This window comes from Kangiella profundi (assembly GCF_002838765.1).
GTDB lineage: Bacteria > Pseudomonadota > Gammaproteobacteria > Enterobacterales > Kangiellaceae > Kangiella > Kangiella profundi.
This window is the reverse complement of record NZ_CP025120.1, coordinates 1,548,883-1,565,224: the sequence shown is the minus strand read 5'-3', so window position 1 is coordinate 1,565,224 and position 16,342 is coordinate 1,548,883. Positions and strand designations below refer to the sequence as shown.

Here is a 16,342-nt window from a genome sequence, read left to right as displayed (position 1 = left end):
ATGTCTAACCAAATCTCCTCTATTCCAACACATACCTTTGATGCGGTAATCGTTGGTGGCGGTGGCGCTGGTATGCGTGCATCGCTGCAATTGGCACAAAGTGGTCAAAAAGTCGCATTGATTTCTAAAGTATTTCCTACTCGCTCGCACACAGTATCTGCTCAAGGCGGTATAACTGTAGCTTTGGGTAACTCTCACCCGGATGACTGGCGCTGGCACATGTTTGATACCGTTAAAGGTTCAGACTATATCGGTGACCAGGATGCTATTGAGTACATGTGTGAAAATGGCCCAGCTGCTGTTTATGAACTTGAGCACATGGGCTTACCATTCTCTCGTCTAGATAATGGCAAAATTTATCAACGCCCATTCGGTGGTCAGTCTAAAGAATTTGGTGGCGAGCAGGCAGCTCGTACTGCTGCGGCTGCTGACCGTACTGGTCATGCCTTATTGCATACTTTGTATCAGGCCAACCTGAAAGCCAATACTCAATTCTTTAACGAGTGGTATGCAATGGATTTGGTGCGCAATGAGGACGGTGACGTTTGTGGTGTCACTGCAATGTGCATTGAAACCGGCGAAATTGCCTTGTTTAAAGCGCGTGCTACGGTATTTGCAACGGGTGGTTCTGGTCGTATCTATGCGTCAACTACTAATGCATTGATCAACACTGGTGATGGTGTTGGCATGGCGTTGCGTGCAGGCTTACCGGTTCAAGATATCGAAATGTGGCAGTTCCACCCAACCGGTATTGCTGGTGCTGGTACTTTGGTAACAGAAGGCTGTCGTGGTGAAGGCGGTTACCTGATCAATAAAGATGGTGAACGCTTCATGGAGCGTTATGCACCTAATGCTAAAGATTTGGCATCGCGTGACGTAGTTGCTCGTTCAATGATGAAAGAAATTCTAGCTGGTCGTGGTGCTGGTCCTAATGGCGATCACGTTTTCTTAAAGCTGGATCACTTAGGTGAAGAGGTCTTGAACTCTCGTCTTCCAGGTATTAGTGAACTATCGAAAATTTTCGCTCACGTTGATCCTGCAAAAGATCCAATTCCAGTAGTTCCGACCTGTCACTACATGATGGGTGGTATTCCTACCAATAAGTATGGTCAGGTGATTGACCGTACACCAGCTGGCGAAGAAAAGGTTGTTAAAGGTTTCTACGCTGTGGGCGAAGTGGCCTGTGTATCTGTGCACGGTGCTAACCGTTTGGGCGGTAACTCACTGCTTGACCTTGTGGTCTTTGGCCGTGCTGCTGGTTTACACCTTGAAGAGTCGCTACGTGAAGGCTTGCCTTTCTCTGACTATAACGATTCAGACACAGAGCGTGCACTAAATCGTATTAATCGTTGGGACAGCACTAACGAAGGTGAAGATCCAGTTGAGTTGCGTCGAGAGCTTCAAAACACCATGCAGAATCACTTCGGTGTATTCCGTACCGGTGATTTGATGAAAGAAGGTCTGGATAAGATTAAGTCGCTACGTGAACGTTTGAAAAACGCACGACTAAAAGACAAGTCTAAAGCCTTTAATACCGAGCGTATTGAGTGTCTTGAGCTTGAAAACTTGATGGAAGTGGCTTATGCAACCGCTATGGCTGCTGAGTTCCGTACTGAAAGTCGTGGTGCTCATAGCCGTGAAGACTTCCCAGATCGTGATGACGAAAACTGGTTAGCGCACTCTGTTTATTACCCAGTGACTGAAGAAATGGGTAAGCGTGATGTGAACATGAGCCCAACCAAAATCGAAGCTTTCCCTCCGAAAGCCCGTACATATTAATCTGTAGCTACAGAATACGGAGTGAAGCAAATGAAATTTAGTATTTATCGCTACAACCCAGAGACTGATAAAAAGCCTTATATGCAGGAATATGACTTAGATGTTCCTGAAGGTTCTGACATGATGTTGTTGGATGCTCTGGTAGCATTGAAGAATCAAGACCCAACATTATCTTTCCGCCGTTCGTGTCGTGAAGGTGTTTGTGGTTCTGATGGTATGAATATCAACGGCAAAAACGGCCTAGCATGTATTACAGCATTGTCTAGCCTGAAAACACCGATTGTGATCCGTCCTTTACCTGGTTTGCCGGTAATTCGTGATCTGGTCGTGGATATGGCTCAGTTCTATAAGCAATATGAGAAAATTAAGCCATTCTTAATTGCAAACGATGAACCACCAGCAAAAGAACGCTTACAGTCACCTGAGGATCGTGCGAAATTAGACGGTCTTTATGAGTGCATCTTGTGTGCCTGTTGTTCAACATCATGCCCATCATTCTGGTGGAATCCTGACAAATTCGTTGGTCCAGCAGGTTTGTTGCAAGCTTATCGATTCCTTGTTGATAGCCGTGACACTCAGACAGAAGAGCGTCTAGCCGAATTGGATGATGCCTATAGCGTATTCCGTTGCCGTGGCATCATGAACTGTGTGGATGTTTGCCCGAAAGGTCTAAACCCAACACGCGCAATCGGCCACATTCGTTCTATGTTGCTGAAGAGCGGAGTTTAACTTAGCTGATTTAAAGCATTAATACAGACGAAAAGACCGGGGCCTCAAAGCTCTGTTCTTTTCGTCTTTTTTTGCGAAAGCAACGATACTTTTTGATACATCAATTTTTTTGATGCTAGTTGAAGAAGGATTAGCTGTAGTATTTTGAAGGCAGTTAATTCATAAAAACAATGAGTTAATCAGGTTTTCTTAAACAGGACTTTTACAAATTAAAGACTTAATACTGTGTTAAGACTCCTGATTTTTAGTTATCATAGCGACTTAAATACCTAGAGTGGTGTTACGATACATGAAAAATGGGTTAGAGGCGATGTTCGAGAGCGCCTACCTGTCCGGTAGCAGCGCAAGCTATCTGGAAGAATTATACGAGCAATACTTAGAAGATCCTCAGTCTGTTGATTCTGACTGGCGAGTAAAATTCGACGAGTTCGCAAAGAACGCTGATACAAAAGATGTCTCGCATAGTGATATTCGAGAGCATTTTCGTCAGATAGGTCTTAACCGTCAAAAGATTGCCTTTACGCAAGGTGGCGGTTCTTCAGTTGCTGATCCTAAGCAAGTTAAAGTATTGCATCTGATAGAATCTTATCGTGCTCGTGGTCATCACCACGCTAATATAGATCCTTTAGGGCTATGGAAGCATCCTTACCCAACGAATTTAAGCCTGGAAAGCTTTGAGCTTTCTGAAGCTGATCTTGATACTAAATTCCATGTCGGAAATCTGGCAGGCCCTGATCAGCAGACTTTAAAAGAAATCCTACAGCGCCTGAAAGAGACTTACTCCAATACAATTGGCGCAGAGTTCTTACATATCAATGACTTAACAGAGCGTCGTTGGATTCAGGAAAAGCTCGAAGAAGCCAACTCTTCTCATAAGTTCCGTGAAGAAACTCGTAAAAAAATACTGGAAGGGCTCACAGCAGCTGAAGGATTAGAGAAATATCTGGGTTCAAAATTCCCCGGCGCAAAGCGTTTCTCACTGGAAGGTGGCGATAGCCTAATCCCAATGATGCGCGACATGATTAATCAGTCAGGCATTAATGGCGCTAAGGAAGTTGTTATTGGTATGGCTCACCGTGGTCGTCTAAACGTTCTTGTAAACGTTATGGGCAAAAATCCGCAGGTGTTATTTGACGAGTTTGCCGGTAAAAATGCTGTAGTAGAAAATGGCTCTTCAGGTGACGTGAAATACCACATGGGTTATTCCAATGATGTTGAAACAGAGGGTGGCCCTGTTCACCTAGCACTCGCGTTTAACCCATCACACCTTGAGATTGTTAGTCCAGTAGTTCTGGGTTCTGTGCGTGCTCGCCAGGAGCGTCGTAACGATAAGGAATGTGACCAGGTTATCCCAGTACTGATTCATGGTGACTCAGCTGTCACCGGTCAGGGTGTTGTTATGGAAACCTTCAACATGTCGCAAGCGCGTGGCTTCTATGTTGGTGGCTCCATTCATATTGTGATCAATAACCAAGTTGGTTTTACTACTTCAAAGCTTCACGATACCCGTTCTACTGCTTACTGTACTGACGTTGCTAAAATGGTTGAAGCTCCAGTATTCCATGTTAACGGTGATGATCCAGAAGCGGTTTTATATGTGACCCGTCTTGCTCTTGAGTTCCGTAAGAAATTTAAGAAAGACGTCGTTATTGATTTGGTTTGCTATCGTCGCCATGGTCATAACGAAGCTGATGAGCCTAATGCGACGCAGCCTTTGATGTATCAGAAGATCAAAAAGCATCCGACGCCTCGTAAAATATATGAGGACCGTTTGATTGATAATAAGGTTTTGTCTGCTGACGACGCTAAAAAGATGTTGGATGATTACCGTGACTTGCTAGACACTGGCAAATCAGTAGTAAGAAACCGTATTGAAAATCACAAACGTGAATTCAACGTAGACTGGTCACCATTTCTAAATCAAACCTGGCAGTCTCCAGCGGATACAGGCTTGAGCGAATCCAAGTTCAAAGAACTGTCAGAGCGTATTTGTCATTATCCGAAAGATTTGCCATTGCAATCACGCGTTAAAAAACTAATGGGTGAGCGTAAGAAAATGGCAAAAGGCGAAGTCAAAATGGACTGGGGCTTTGCGGAAACTATGGCCTATGCATCATTACTTGATCAAGGTTTCGAAGTTCGTCTTTGTGGTCAAGATAGTGGACGTGGAACATTCTTCCATCGTCACGCAGTATTACATGATCAAGACGATGCAGAAGTCTATATTCCGCTACAGCATATTAAAGATGATCAGCCACAGTTTACAGTTATTGATTCAGTATTATCCGAAGAAGCTGTCTTGGCATTTGAATACGGCTATTCAACCAATGAACCCAACTCGATGGTTATCTGGGAAGCCCAATTTGGCGATTTTGCAAATGGGGCTCAAGTAGTTATTGACCAGTTCATCAGTTCTGGAGAACAGAAATGGGGTCGTTTATCTGGTTTGAGTCTGTTCTTACCTCATGGCTATGAGGGGCAGGGACCAGAGCACAGCTCAGCTCGTTTGGAGCGTTTCCTACAGCTTTCAGCTGAGCATAATATTCAGGTCGTTGTGCCTTCGACTCCAGCTCAGGCCTTCCACATGATCCGTCGCCAGATGATTCGCCCATTGCGTAAGCCTTTGGTAGTGATGACGCCGAAAAGTCTATTACGTCATAAATTGGCAGTATCAACTGTTGATGAGCTGACAAAAGGGCAGTTCCAGAACGCTATTGATGAAATTGATAGCTTGGATAAAAACAAAGTAATACGTATCGTAATGTGCTCAGGCAAAGTTTACTATGACTTACTTGAGAAGCGTCGCGAACAAGAACTGAACAATGTTGCTATTATTCGTATTGAGCAGTTGTATCCTTTCCCGCACGAAGAAGTGAAAGAGATTATGGCTCAATATAAAAAGGCAAAAGAATTTGTATGGTGTCAAGAAGAACCACAAAACCAGGGTGCCTGGTATTGCTCACGTCATAACCTTGATGAAGCTGTTCCTAATGGCTCAAAAGTTGATTATGCAGGTAGAGAAGCATCAGCAGCACCGGCTGTCGGTTATGCTTCTATCCATAATGAGCAACAGGCAAAACTTGTAAAAGATGCACTTGGCATCAAATAATCGAATCGAATTAAATTAGGTAAGGTAAAAGGTTAAAACATGGCTATCGAAATTAAAGTTCCTGTGTTACCTGAGTCAGTAGCTGACGCTACGATTGCAACATGGCACGTTAAGCCAGGTGAGTCTGTTTCAAGAGATCAAAATCTGGTCGATATTGAAACTGATAAAGTTGTTCTTGAAGTTGTGGCTCCGGATGACGGTGTAATTTCTGAAATTATCAAAGAAGAAGGTGACACTGTACTTCAGGAAGAGGTTATCGCTAAGTTTGAAGCTGGTGCATCTGGTGACGCAAAAGCTGAAAGCAGAGATGACAAAAAAGACAGCTCATCAAAAGAAGAGTCTTCCAAAGAAGAGAAAAAAGAAGAAGCTAAAGAAGAAACCTCCTCAGCAGATTTGGATGTTTTATCTCCAGCTGTTCGCCGTCTGGTAGCCGAGCACAATCTTGACCCTAAACAAATTCCAGCAAGCGGCAAAGGTGGTCGTTTAACTAAGGAAGATGTTGAAAAATTTATTAAAGACGGTGGTGCATCAGCTAAATCATCAGATAGCAAGAAAGATTCTGGTTCAGCACCTGTATCAGCCGGCTTGCGTGAAGAAAAGCGTGTTCCAATGACTCGTCTGCGTAAGCGTATTGCTGAGCGTCTTGTTGAAGCGCAACATACTGCTGCAATCTTAACGACTTTCAATGATATCAACATGAAAGAAGTTGTAGATTTGCGTGCTAGATATAAAGAACAGTTTGAAAAAGTTCATGGTACACGCCTAGGCTTCATGTCTTTCTTTGTTAAGGCAACTGTAGAAGCTCTAAAACGTTACCCAGCAGTAAATGCCTCTATTGATGGTGATGATATTGTCTACCATGGCTACTATGACATTGGTGTTGCAGTTTCTTCACCACGTGGTTTGGTAGTACCTGTATTGCGTGATGCAGACACACTAAGCCTTGCTGAAATTGAAGCTAAGATCCGTGAATTTGGTGAAAAAGCTCGTGATAATAAGCTGACTGTTGAAGACATGACAGGTGGTACTTTCACGATCTCTAATGGTGGTGTTTTTGGTTCCTTAATGGCCACACCAATCATTAACCCTCCACAAAGCGGCATTCTTGGTATGAACCGTATGGAAGATCGACCTGTGGTTATTAATGGCGAAATTGTAATTCGTCCAATGATGAACGTTGCATTGTCTTACGACCATAGAATTATTGATGGACGCGAATCTGTGGGCTTCTTGAAAACGATTAAAGAGTTCATTGAAGACCCAGCTCGCATGTTGCTGGATCTATAAGCTCCAGAATCTAAGCACTGATGCCGAACTTATGTTCGGCATTGGCGTTTTTAGTTACCTTAAGTTTTAAATTCTACGTGCTTGTAAAAGTACTTATGCCAAAGTAATAGGAACATAAACATGAACCTACATGAGTATCAAGGTAAACAGCTTTTTAGAGAGTATGGTTTGCCAGTATCGGAGGGTTATGCAGTCGATAACCCTCAGTCTGCGTTTGAAGCAGCTGGTCGCATTGGCGGCAGTATGTGGGTGGTTAAAGCCCAGGTGCATGCCGGTGGTCGTGGTAAAGCTGGCGGTGTAAAGCTAGTTAAGACAAAAGACGAAGTTAAAGAGTTTGCTAAGCAGTGGCTTGGTAAGAACCTTGTAACTTATCAAACTGATGCAAATGGTCAGCCAGTCAGTAAGATCCTTGTTGAAGAGTGTACCGATATTGCTCAAGAGCTTTACTTGGGTGCAGTCGTTGATCGTTCTAGCCGTCGTGTTGTTTTCATGGCATCAACTGAAGGTGGTGTTGAAATTGAGAAAGTTGCCGAAGAAACTCCAGAGAAGATTCTTAAAGCAACAATCGATCCTCTAGTAGGCGCTCAGCCATATCAGGGCCGTGAACTTGCATTCAAACTTGGTTTAGAAGGTAAGCAGGTTAAGCAATTTACCCACATCTTCTTGCAATTAGCGAAGATGTTCGTGGAAAAAGATTTAGCACTTCTTGAGATTAACCCACTGGTTATCAAAGAAGATGGCGATCTGCACTGCTTAGACGCAAAAATTAACATCGATGGTAACGCCATGTACCGTCATCCTAAATTGGCAGAAATGCACGACCCTTCTCAGGAAGATGAGCGTGAAGCGCATGCTGCAAAATTTGAACTTAACTATGTAGCACTTGATGGCAACATCGGCTGTATGGTTAACGGTGCGGGTCTTGCGATGGGCACTATGGACATCATTAAATTGCATGGCGGTGAGCCAGCAAACTTCCTTGATGTTGGTGGTGGTGCTACTAAAGAGCGCGTTACAGAAGCATTCAAAATTATCCTTTCGGATTCAAATGTAAAAGCCGTTCTGGTTAATATCTTCGGTGGTATCGTGCGTTGTGACCTGATTGCAGAAGGTATCATTGGTGCCGTTAAAGAAGTTGGCGTTAAAGTTCCAGTTGTTGTTCGCCTTGAAGGTAACAATGCCGAACTTGGTACAAAGGTTCTTGCTGAGTCTGGCTTGAACATTATCGCAGCTGAAGGCTTAACAGACGCAGCGAAAAAAGTAGTTGCTGCAGCGGAGGGCAAATAATGAGTATTTTAATTGATAAAAACACCAAAGTTATTTGTCAGGGTATCACTGGTTCACAGGGTACATTCCATACTGAGCAAGCAATCGAATACGGCACTAACATGGTTGGTGGTGTAACACCTGGTAAAGGTGGTCAAACTCATCTAGGTTTGCCTGTCTTCAATACAGTCAAAGATGCGGTTGAAGCAACTGGTGCTGAAGCTTCAGTAATCTATGTTCCTGCGCCTTTCTGTAAAGACTCAATTCTAGAAGCTGCCAATGCTGGTATTAAGTTAGTGGTTTGTATCACTGAAGGCATTCCTACAATGGATATGCTTGAAGCTAAGATCGTGTGTGACGAATTAGGTGTGCGTCTTATCGGTCCTAACTGCCCAGGCGTTATTACTCCTGGTGAATGCAAGATTGGTATTATGCCGGGTCACATTCACTTACCAGGTAAAGTAGGTATCGTTTCGCGTTCGGGAACTTTGACCTATGAAGCCGTTAAGCAAACAACTGATTTCGGTTTCGGTCAATCGACTTGTGTTGGTATTGGTGGTGATCCAATCCCTGGTTCTAACTTCATCGATATCCTGAAAATGTTCCAGGAGGACCCAGCAACAGAAGCAATCGTTATGATTGGCGAAATTGGTGGTTCTGCTGAAGAAGAAGCTGCCGCTTTCATTAAAGAAAACGTCACTAAGCCAGTAGTTTCTTATATTGCTGGTGTTACAGCACCTCCAGGTAAGCGTATGGGCCATGCTGGCGCCATTATCGCTGGTGGTAAAGGCACTGCTGCTGAGAAATTTGCAGCTTTAGAAGACGCAGGTGTTAAAACTGTGCGTTCATTAGCTGACATCGGTAGTGCATTGAAAGAAGTGACTGGTTGGTAATCATCTAGCTAGTTATATAAAAGCCGTCCAAGCTCGCTTGGGCGGCTTTTTTTATGTGCTCATGAAAGTAATTCTCAAACTGAAAGCAATTGAAATATTTATTAACAAATAGCGACTACAAAGTTACAAGGCTTTTAAGGATACTTCATGCTCCTATTGGAATATGTTTTGCTATTGATAATTAAGAGGGATATATGACTCTAAGACTTAAAACAGCAGCTTTAGCCCTGGTTTTAACCACCAGTGTGTCTAGTGCTTTTGCTAAATTACCTAAGGGCGTAGAAAAGGTTACTACGGTCGAGGGAATTTCTGAATATCGTCTGGATAACGGCCTACAGGTGTTGTTATTCCCGGATCCAACTCAGGAATCAATTACCGTTAATATTACCTATCATGTGGGCTCCAAGCATGAAAATTACGGTGAAACAGGTATGGCTCACCTGCTTGAGCACTTGGTATTTAAAGGCACACCTGATCATAAAGATATCCCTCAGGAGCTAAGTGAACGAGGTGCAGAGCCTAACGGTACCACATGGCTTGACCGCACTAATTATTATGAAACCTTTGCTGCTACTGAAGATAATCTAAACTGGGCACTAGATTTAGAGTCTGATCGCATGATTAATTCCTTCATAGCCAAGGAAGACCTGGATAGTGAAATGACCGTTGTCCGCAATGAGCTTGAGAACGGTGAAAACAGTCCAATGCGTGTTCTGATGCAGCGTTTAATGTCAGTGGCTTATGACTGGCATAACTATGGTAAGTCGACTATTGGTGCTCGCTCAGACCTTGAGAATGTTGATATTACCAATCTACAGGCTTTCTATAAAAAATATTACCAGCCAGACAATGCGACTTTAATCATTGCCGGTAAAATCGATGAAGAAGAGACTATAAAAAAAGTCGACAAGTATTTTGGTGATATCAAAAAGCCAAAGCGTCAATTACCGGAGCTTTATACAGAAGAACCCATTCAAGATGGTGAACGTAAAGTAATCATTCGCCGTACCGGTGATGTACAGGTTGTCGGTGGCTTATATAAAACTCCTGCCGGACCTCATGCTGATTATGCAGCAGTACAAATCTTGTCACAAATCATGGGTGACTCACAGACTGGTCGTTTACGTAAAGAGTTGGTTGATAACGATCTGGCCGCTTCTGCTGGCGGCTTTGCCTTTCAATTAGCTGAGCCTGGTGCCTTGTTGTTTATGGCGCAGGTTGCTAAAGATAAGGATCTTGCCAAAACTGAAGCTGCATTCGTTGATGTACTAGAAGGTGCTGCTCAAAACCCAATTACTGAGGAAGAAGTTGAGCGTGCTAAAACCAAGCTATTGAAAGGTATCGAATTGAGCTTCAACAATACTCAAAGTGTCGCCCTGCAATTAACTGAGTGGGTTGGTATGGGTGACTGGCGATTATTGTTTTTGAACCGCGACCGTCTGGAGAAAGTTACTGCGGAAGATGTTCAAAAAGCAGCAGAAGAGTACTTGGTCAATGACAACCGTACCGTTGCCTTGTTTATTCCAGAAGAAAAGCCTGACCGTGCAGACTCTATTGCAAGACTTAATAGTGAAGACATCCAGAAAATGCTAGAAGGTTACACTGGTCGTGAAGCTGTAGCGCAAGGCGAAGATTTTGATGCTTCTTATGACAATATTGATGCTCGCAGTGACCGCACAACGCTTTCTAATGGTGCAAAAGTTGTTTATTTACCTAAGAAAACACGTGGTGAATCTGTGGTAATGACTATCAACTTGGATATAGGCAACCTTGAAGATTTGCGCAATGCAGGTGTTGTACCTTCATTAACTTCAAGCATGCTGATGCGCGGTACTGAAAACTATACGCGTGAGGAACTTCAAGCTGAGTTCGATCGCCTGAAAGCAAACGTCAGTGTCTCCGGTGGCGCTACCAATACTGGTGTACGTATTCAGACTGTGAAAGAAAATTTGCCTAAAGTTCTGGAATTAGTGGAAGAAGTTCTCAAGCAGCCAGCTTTTGATAAAAAGGAATTAGAAGTGCTTAAAAAGCAACAAATTGTTGCTCTGGAACAGCAAAAACAACAACCACAAACACAAGTATTCCTGCAGCTTAATCAGCACTTAAACCCTTATGATCCAAGCCATCCTTTGTACAGTATGAGCATTGATGAGCAGATTGAGGCGATTAAATCAGTTGAAGTTGATAACCTTAAAGCTTTCCACAGCAACTTTATTGGTGCTAAAGAAGCTGATATTGCTGTCGTGGGTGACTTTGAACAAAAAGCATTGCATGAACAACTTGATGACATCCTTGGAAACTGGGATGCTGATGTTGAGTATAAGCGAATTGAGCGAAGCGTTGCAGATGTTGAAGCGATAAATAAATTTATCGACACACCAGATAAAGCCGGTGCTGCTTTTGCTGCCATGACTAAGTTGGAGTTGAGCGATCAACACCCAGATTATGCTGCTCTTAAAATGGCTAATGAAATCTTTGGTGGTGGTTTCCTAAACAGTCGTCTAGCGACACGTTTACGTCAAAAAGATGGCTTGAGTTATGGAGCAGGTTCTTTCTTCAGTGCTAGTTCTTATGACGAGAATGCCACTTTTGGTGCATACGCTATTGCTGCCCCTGAGAACTTACCTCGTGTAGAGATTGGTTTTAAGGAAGAGTTAGAGCGTGCATTAAATGATGGCTTTACTCAAGAAGAGCTGGATAAGGCGCGCGATGGTGTTCTACAGAACAACCGTATTGACCGTTCAAAAGATGCTCGCCTGGTTAGCAGCTTGGCAGGTAATCTTGATCTTGATCGTACTATGGAATGGTCAAAGGAGTATGAAGAAAAGCTTAAGGCGCTTACTTTGAAAGATGTTAATGATGCGTTCCGTCGTCATATTAAGATGGACAACATTTCAATCATCAAAGCAGGGGATAAAGCGAAGCTAGAAGCTGAATAGTTAATGGCTTGATTCTATCTGAAAAGCCACGACTCAGGTCGTGGCTTTTTTGTTTATCAAGTTTGGGTTACAGTCTACCAGTCATATTCAACAGTATAATTAACTTTAATTTCACCATTTGCAGGCACTGTTACTTTGAAGTGTATGTGACGTGAGTCCTGCTTCTCATAATCGTGTGACTTGCGTGTTATTTTCCAATTAGACCACCGATACAATGTTTCGCGTATGACGACTGTTACTGCTTCTTCCTTGTGATTCTTTAGCGTTACTTCAAAGCTTTCGCTTAGTTCTTTTTTCTTAGTGTCTATCTGATAGTTGGTCTGTTTGCGCTCGCCTTTAACATCAAAGGCATTGCCCATTTTTATCAGAACTTCTTCATCCTTTGGTGTATGGTCGATGATATCTTCTCCAATAAATTCGAGGCTTCCATCAGTGTCCCGTTGGTTAACGCGTATTCTTCCTGCAGGAAGAGGCACTCCCAACTGGTTGTCATCCTCATTAGTAAAGCGCAAATAGACATTCACGTCTGAAGCAATATTTTTCCCATAGCTTTCATTGGTATTGATGCCGTGATACCCATAAAGCTGGCTTGAGGCATCAAAAACCAGCTCTTTATTACACTGAATATCTTTAACCGAAGGGAACAGTTCGAGTTGCTTTGTTGAATTGTTAGGAAGGTCTGCCGGACGACCTAGAGTGTATAGATGATACTCAAAGAATGCTTTTTCTTCGAAGCCTTTATCCATCATTGCTTCTTCGGCAACGCGTGATGCCATAACTCTTGGTGGTTCATTTTGTTGAGTGCGATTTACATCACCGGCAATAAGTTTCAGTTTAGCGTCGTTAAAACTGGCACCAGACTGATTAATGATACTCACCCAGCTTGATAGATCCATGTTGCAGCCCTTTGACTCATCATAGGTTACGTTGTAATCGGTCCACCAGGTCATGCCCTCGGTTTGATAACTTAGTTCAGTAGTTTGTTTACCGGTGGCAGGGGAGTAGAGATCCCAGATAAGTGTTGGCTTTGTACGCAGGCCTTCCGGTAAGTCAGGAAATATTATGCCGGCATAATAGCCAATAGTTCGAATATTTCCTTTTTCTGTCTTTAGAACCAAGTTTCCATCTGCACTTAATAACTCGCCTTTAATATCTACCAGCTCATCTCCCTGTGCTTGTTGCACTGTGACAGTTTTACCAAGGAAGCGTTGTAGGAGTTGCTGCTGATTGACCAGGTCAAATTGGTAGCTTTGCTCCAGAACTCGAGTCTGTTTATTATTCAGAGAGCGAAATGATACGGTAGTTGGGTCAATGAAAGCCGCAACATCACTAACTTGGATACGGTTTTGCCCTTTATTGAGTTGGTAGTTTCGAACTGACTTAATGACACCATAACCTGGTACTCTATAGTAACCTCGGTTTTGACCGGGTACTGGTCGGTAAAGGTCCGGATTAATGGCACCTGGCTGGGCACTGCTATAGATGGTAATGGCGTCCTGTTCTTCAGCGCTGGCGCTTGAGTTACATCCCAACAGGGTAAAGGCTATCAGCGATGGGATTATACTCCGTAAGAATAGTGGTTTTGTGTTTGACGTTATTTTCATAGTCTTAACCTTATGTTGTAATTTCATCCATATAAACGTCAGATTAACCGAAAAGGGTTAAGACCGACAACCAGTTGTTAACTGTTGAGGTATTCTTGTGTTGCTTAAGAAAATTGTAGTTCGAACCATCTTTTTATCAGGCTTAATTTTTTCAACTGGCCTGCTTGCTGATGAACCACTAGAGGTTAAAGCGGAAGAGAGCTTTATTAAGTTTAGTGGAGTTCAAAACAAGAAGACTGAGTTTAATGGTCAGTTTCAATCATTTGAGCCTATTATCGTTTTTAATAAGAATCAATTAGAGCAAAGCTCAATACGCGTGAATGTTGATCTTGCCAGCGTTGAGAGTGGAAGTGAAAAGCGTGATGGCATGCTCAAGAAAAGTAACTGGTTTGATGTTAAAAACACGCCACAGGGAGTGTTTAAAAGTCATCAGATACAGTTAGAGTCTGACGGTGTCTATAAGGTTGAAGGGAGCTTAACTATTAAAGGAATTGAAAAACCTGTGACGCTGTTCATGAATTATGTGGAACTGGGTGGCTTGATAGAGCTATCAGGAAGCTATACATTAAACAGACTCGATTTCAATCTTGGACTTGGTGCTTGGAAGAACCCTGATTGGGTACAGCACGAAGTTGAAGTTAATTATAAAGTAGTTTTAAAACAATAACCCTGGCTCGCTATCTCTAAGTTTTAAGCGGGCTTTAACCATATAGCAAAGCCCGTATGAAACATTCTGTTTTATCGGTTGTTTCGGTATGTTTAATATCGTTCAACGCACAAGCTAATGTTCTCAAAATTGATTCGCACATGGCTGATCAAATTACTTCTATCTGTAAATTTGTTCAGGGAAAAGGTCACCCCGAAGACTTGCGTCTTAAAGGAATGGCCTGGTGCAAAGTCGGTGTTGACTATTTACCCGATGAGTTTTCAGATCAGAAACTTCAAGTCAGAAAGCTCTATAACTCGAATGAGTTTAAAGAGTTAAAAGAGAACAAAAAGTTTGCCAAATATTTAAGTCAGGCTCGACGTAGAATTGCTGAGGTGTCGTTAGGAGTGGCTAGCTTCAGTGAGTAATTATAGAAAAGAATTAGAGAAAAAATTAAGTCCCACCAGTTTACTAACATAGCGATAGTAAAGCAGAGCAAATGGCGCTCTTAATTGAGCGCCTTTGCATTTTCGTACTGAGTATTTAAAGACTTTCTTAGCTAAGGCTTGGCAGTTCTAGCTCACTAACCATCTCATTGAATACACCTTCATCGATTAATGCCTTTATGGCTTCGATATCTGGTCCAAAGTGACGGTCCTTCTCGTAATAAGGAACTTTTTCACGAATCAAGTCGTAGGCTTTCTGTAGGCGAGGGGAGGTCTTCAGAGGTGCTCTGAAATCTATGCCCTGCACTGCAGACAGAAGCTCAACGGCAATGACTCCGGCGGTATTAAAGTTCATGTCACGTAGACGACGTGCGGCAAAGGTTGCCATGGATACATGATCTTCTTGATTAGCAGATGTAGGTAAACTATCCACTGAAGCAGGATGAGCCAGCGTTTTATTTTCTGAAGCGAGTGCTGCAGCTGTAACCTGTGCGATCATAAAACCAGAATTGACGCCACCATCCTGAACCAGGAAGGCTGGCAAGCCGCTCAAATGTTTATCAAGCATTAGCGCAATCCGTCGTTCAACGATTGCGCCAACCTCTGAAATCACGATAGCAAGTAGATCCGAAGACATGGCAACGGGCTCTGCGTGGAAATTACCACCAGAAATGATGTCGCCCTGCTCTGGGAATACTAATGGATTATCTGACACGGCATTGGCTTCAGTTAGAAGAACAGAGGCTGCAAAGCGCATGTGATCCAGAGCTGCGCCCATTACCTGCGGTTGGCAACGTAGCGAGTAGGGGTCCTGTACTTTTTCACAATCTTCATGCGAACTGTTAATTTCGCTGTCTTTGATCAAGTTGAGTAAGCTTAATGCCACCTGCTGCTGGCCCTTGTGGCCTCGAACCTGATGGATTCTTGCATCGAATGGTGCCACGCTACCCATGACCGCATCCACCGAAAGCCCACCGGCTACAATGGCAGCCGCAAAGTTATTTTCGGCACCAAACAATCCTGCTAAAGCAAGAGCAGTTGAACATTGAGTACCATTAAGCAGTGCCAATCCTTCTTTTGCGCCCAGCGTTAAAGGTTCCAGGCCTGCTATTTTCAAGCCCTCAACGGCAGAAATAACCTGACCATTATGACGAACCTGTCCTACACCAATAAGGGTACAGCTCATATGGGCAAGAGGGGCCAGGTCACCGGATGCTCCGACAGAACCTTTTTCCGGGATACAAGGGTAAACCTCATGATTTACTAGACTGATAAGGGCATCAACCGTTTCTCGACGAACGCCAGAATGGCCTTGCGCTAAACTGGATAGTTTGAGAACCATCAATAAACGAACAACATTATCGGACAGCAGTTCGCCAATACCAGCTGCGTGAGAAAGAACCAGGCTTTCCTGCAGTAGCTCCAGTTTTTCCTTGGGTATACGTGTTGATGCTAATAAACCAAAGCCAGTATTGATGCCGTAAACGGTTTTGTTGTTATTAATGACATCAGCGACTGTTTGCGCGGCACGGTCAATCACTGGATAGAAATCATTATTCAAGTTGATAGAAACGGATTCTCTATAAATCCGTCTGCAATCAGCCAAAGATAACTTACCAGGGGTTAAGGTAAATTCGAACATAG

Annotated in this window: 11 protein-coding genes; 9 read left to right on the top strand and 2 right to left on the bottom strand. The window is 43.2% G+C overall.

All coding sequences use genetic code 11. The features are described 5' to 3' along the window. From sdhA to CW740_RS07240, 7 genes are all read left to right on the top strand, one after another. Positions 1-1,779, top strand: coding sequence for a succinate dehydrogenase flavoprotein subunit (gene sdhA / locus CW740_RS07270; RefSeq protein WP_106646893.1), 1,779 nt, complete (start codon positions 1-3; stop codon positions 1,777-1,779). A gap of 30 nt (positions 1,780-1,809) precedes the next feature. Beyond that, on the top strand, positions 1,810-2,508 hold the full coding sequence (locus tag CW740_RS07265; RefSeq protein ID WP_106646892.1) for a succinate dehydrogenase iron-sulfur subunit: 699 nt from the start codon (positions 1,810-1,812) through the stop codon (positions 2,506-2,508). A 289-nt stretch (positions 2,509-2,797) separates the two neighbouring features. Then, on the top strand, positions 2,798-5,617 hold the full coding sequence (locus CW740_RS07260) for a 2-oxoglutarate dehydrogenase E1 component (RefSeq protein ID WP_106646891.1): 2,820 nt from the start codon (positions 2,798-2,800) through the stop codon (positions 5,615-5,617). A 39-nt stretch (positions 5,618-5,656) separates the two neighbouring features. Further along, positions 5,657-6,904 (top strand): 2-oxoglutarate dehydrogenase complex dihydrolipoyllysine-residue succinyltransferase, encoded by a 1,248-nt coding sequence (odhB, locus tag CW740_RS07255; protein ID WP_106646890.1) that lies wholly within the window; start codon positions 5,657-5,659, stop codon positions 6,902-6,904. 120 nt (positions 6,905-7,024) lie between these two features. Next, positions 7,025-8,191, top strand: a complete 1,167-nt coding sequence (gene sucC, locus CW740_RS07250; protein ID WP_018624681.1) for an ADP-forming succinate--CoA ligase subunit beta — start codon at positions 7,025-7,027, stop codon at positions 8,189-8,191. Next, positions 8,191-9,063, top strand: a complete 873-nt coding sequence (gene sucD, locus CW740_RS07245) for a succinate--CoA ligase subunit alpha (RefSeq protein ID WP_018624682.1) — start codon at positions 8,191-8,193, stop codon at positions 9,061-9,063. The genes sucC and sucD overlap by 1 nt, the downstream gene beginning before the upstream one ends. A gap of 194 nt (positions 9,064-9,257) precedes the next feature. After that, a complete protein-coding gene (locus tag CW740_RS07240) occupies positions 9,258-12,002 on the top strand; it encodes a M16 family metallopeptidase (RefSeq protein WP_106646889.1) in 2,745 nt (914 codons plus the stop codon). 74 nt (positions 12,003-12,076) lie between these two features. On the opposite strand, the gene CW740_RS07235 is transcribed toward CW740_RS07240, so the two are convergent. Further along, positions 12,077-13,606 carry a DUF4139 domain-containing protein gene (locus tag CW740_RS07235; protein WP_106646888.1) on the bottom strand — a complete coding sequence of 510 codons (1,530 nt, stop codon included), beginning with the start codon at positions 13,604-13,606 and terminating at the stop codon, positions 12,077-12,079. Positions 13,607-13,703: 97 nt separating this feature from the next. Between CW740_RS07235 and CW740_RS07230 the strand changes: the two genes are divergently transcribed. Next, a complete protein-coding gene (locus tag CW740_RS07230) occupies positions 13,704-14,273 on the top strand; it encodes a YceI family protein (protein ID WP_106646887.1) in 570 nt (189 codons plus the stop codon). Positions 14,274-14,329: 56 nt separating this feature from the next. Continuing rightward, complete coding sequence (locus CW740_RS07225) at positions 14,330-14,680, top strand: hypothetical protein (RefSeq protein WP_106646886.1); 351 nt, start codon at positions 14,330-14,332, stop codon at positions 14,678-14,680. 127 nt (positions 14,681-14,807) lie between these two features. Here CW740_RS07225 and hutH read toward each other — a convergent pair whose 3' ends face one another. After that, on the bottom strand, positions 14,808-16,340 hold the full coding sequence (gene hutH / locus CW740_RS07220; RefSeq protein WP_106646885.1) for a histidine ammonia-lyase: 1,533 nt from the start codon (positions 16,338-16,340) through the stop codon (positions 14,808-14,810). Positions 16,341-16,342: the final 2 nt, after the last annotated feature.

What these genes read in the sequence shown, in the direction of transcription:
- odhB (WP_106646890.1), top strand. Translation starts at nt 5,657, where the DNA reads ATGGCTATCGAAATTAAAGTTCCTGTGTTACCTGAGTCAGTAGCTGAC.
- CW740_RS07260 (WP_106646891.1), top strand. Translation starts at nt 2,798, where the DNA reads ATGAAAAATGGGTTAGAGGCGATGTTCGAGAGCGCCTACCTGTCCGGT.
- sdhA (WP_106646893.1), top strand. Translation starts at nt 1, where the DNA reads ATGTCTAACCAAATCTCCTCTATTCCAACACATACCTTTGATGCGGTA.
- CW740_RS07235 (WP_106646888.1), bottom strand. Translation starts at nt 13,606, where the DNA reads ATGAAAATAACGTCAAACACAAAACCACTATTCTTACGGAGTATAATC.
- sucC (WP_018624681.1), top strand. Translation starts at nt 7,025, where the DNA reads ATGAACCTACATGAGTATCAAGGTAAACAGCTTTTTAGAGAGTATGGT.
- CW740_RS07265 (WP_106646892.1), top strand. Translation starts at nt 1,810, where the DNA reads ATGAAATTTAGTATTTATCGCTACAACCCAGAGACTGATAAAAAGCCT.
- sucD (WP_018624682.1), top strand. Translation starts at nt 8,191, where the DNA reads ATGAGTATTTTAATTGATAAAAACACCAAAGTTATTTGTCAGGGTATC.
- CW740_RS07240 (WP_106646889.1), top strand. Translation starts at nt 9,258, where the DNA reads ATGACTCTAAGACTTAAAACAGCAGCTTTAGCCCTGGTTTTAACCACC.
- hutH (WP_106646885.1), bottom strand. Translation starts at nt 16,340, where the DNA reads ATGTTCGAATTTACCTTAACCCCTGGTAAGTTATCTTTGGCTGATTGC.
- CW740_RS07225 (WP_106646886.1), top strand. Translation starts at nt 14,330, where the DNA reads ATGAAACATTCTGTTTTATCGGTTGTTTCGGTATGTTTAATATCGTTC.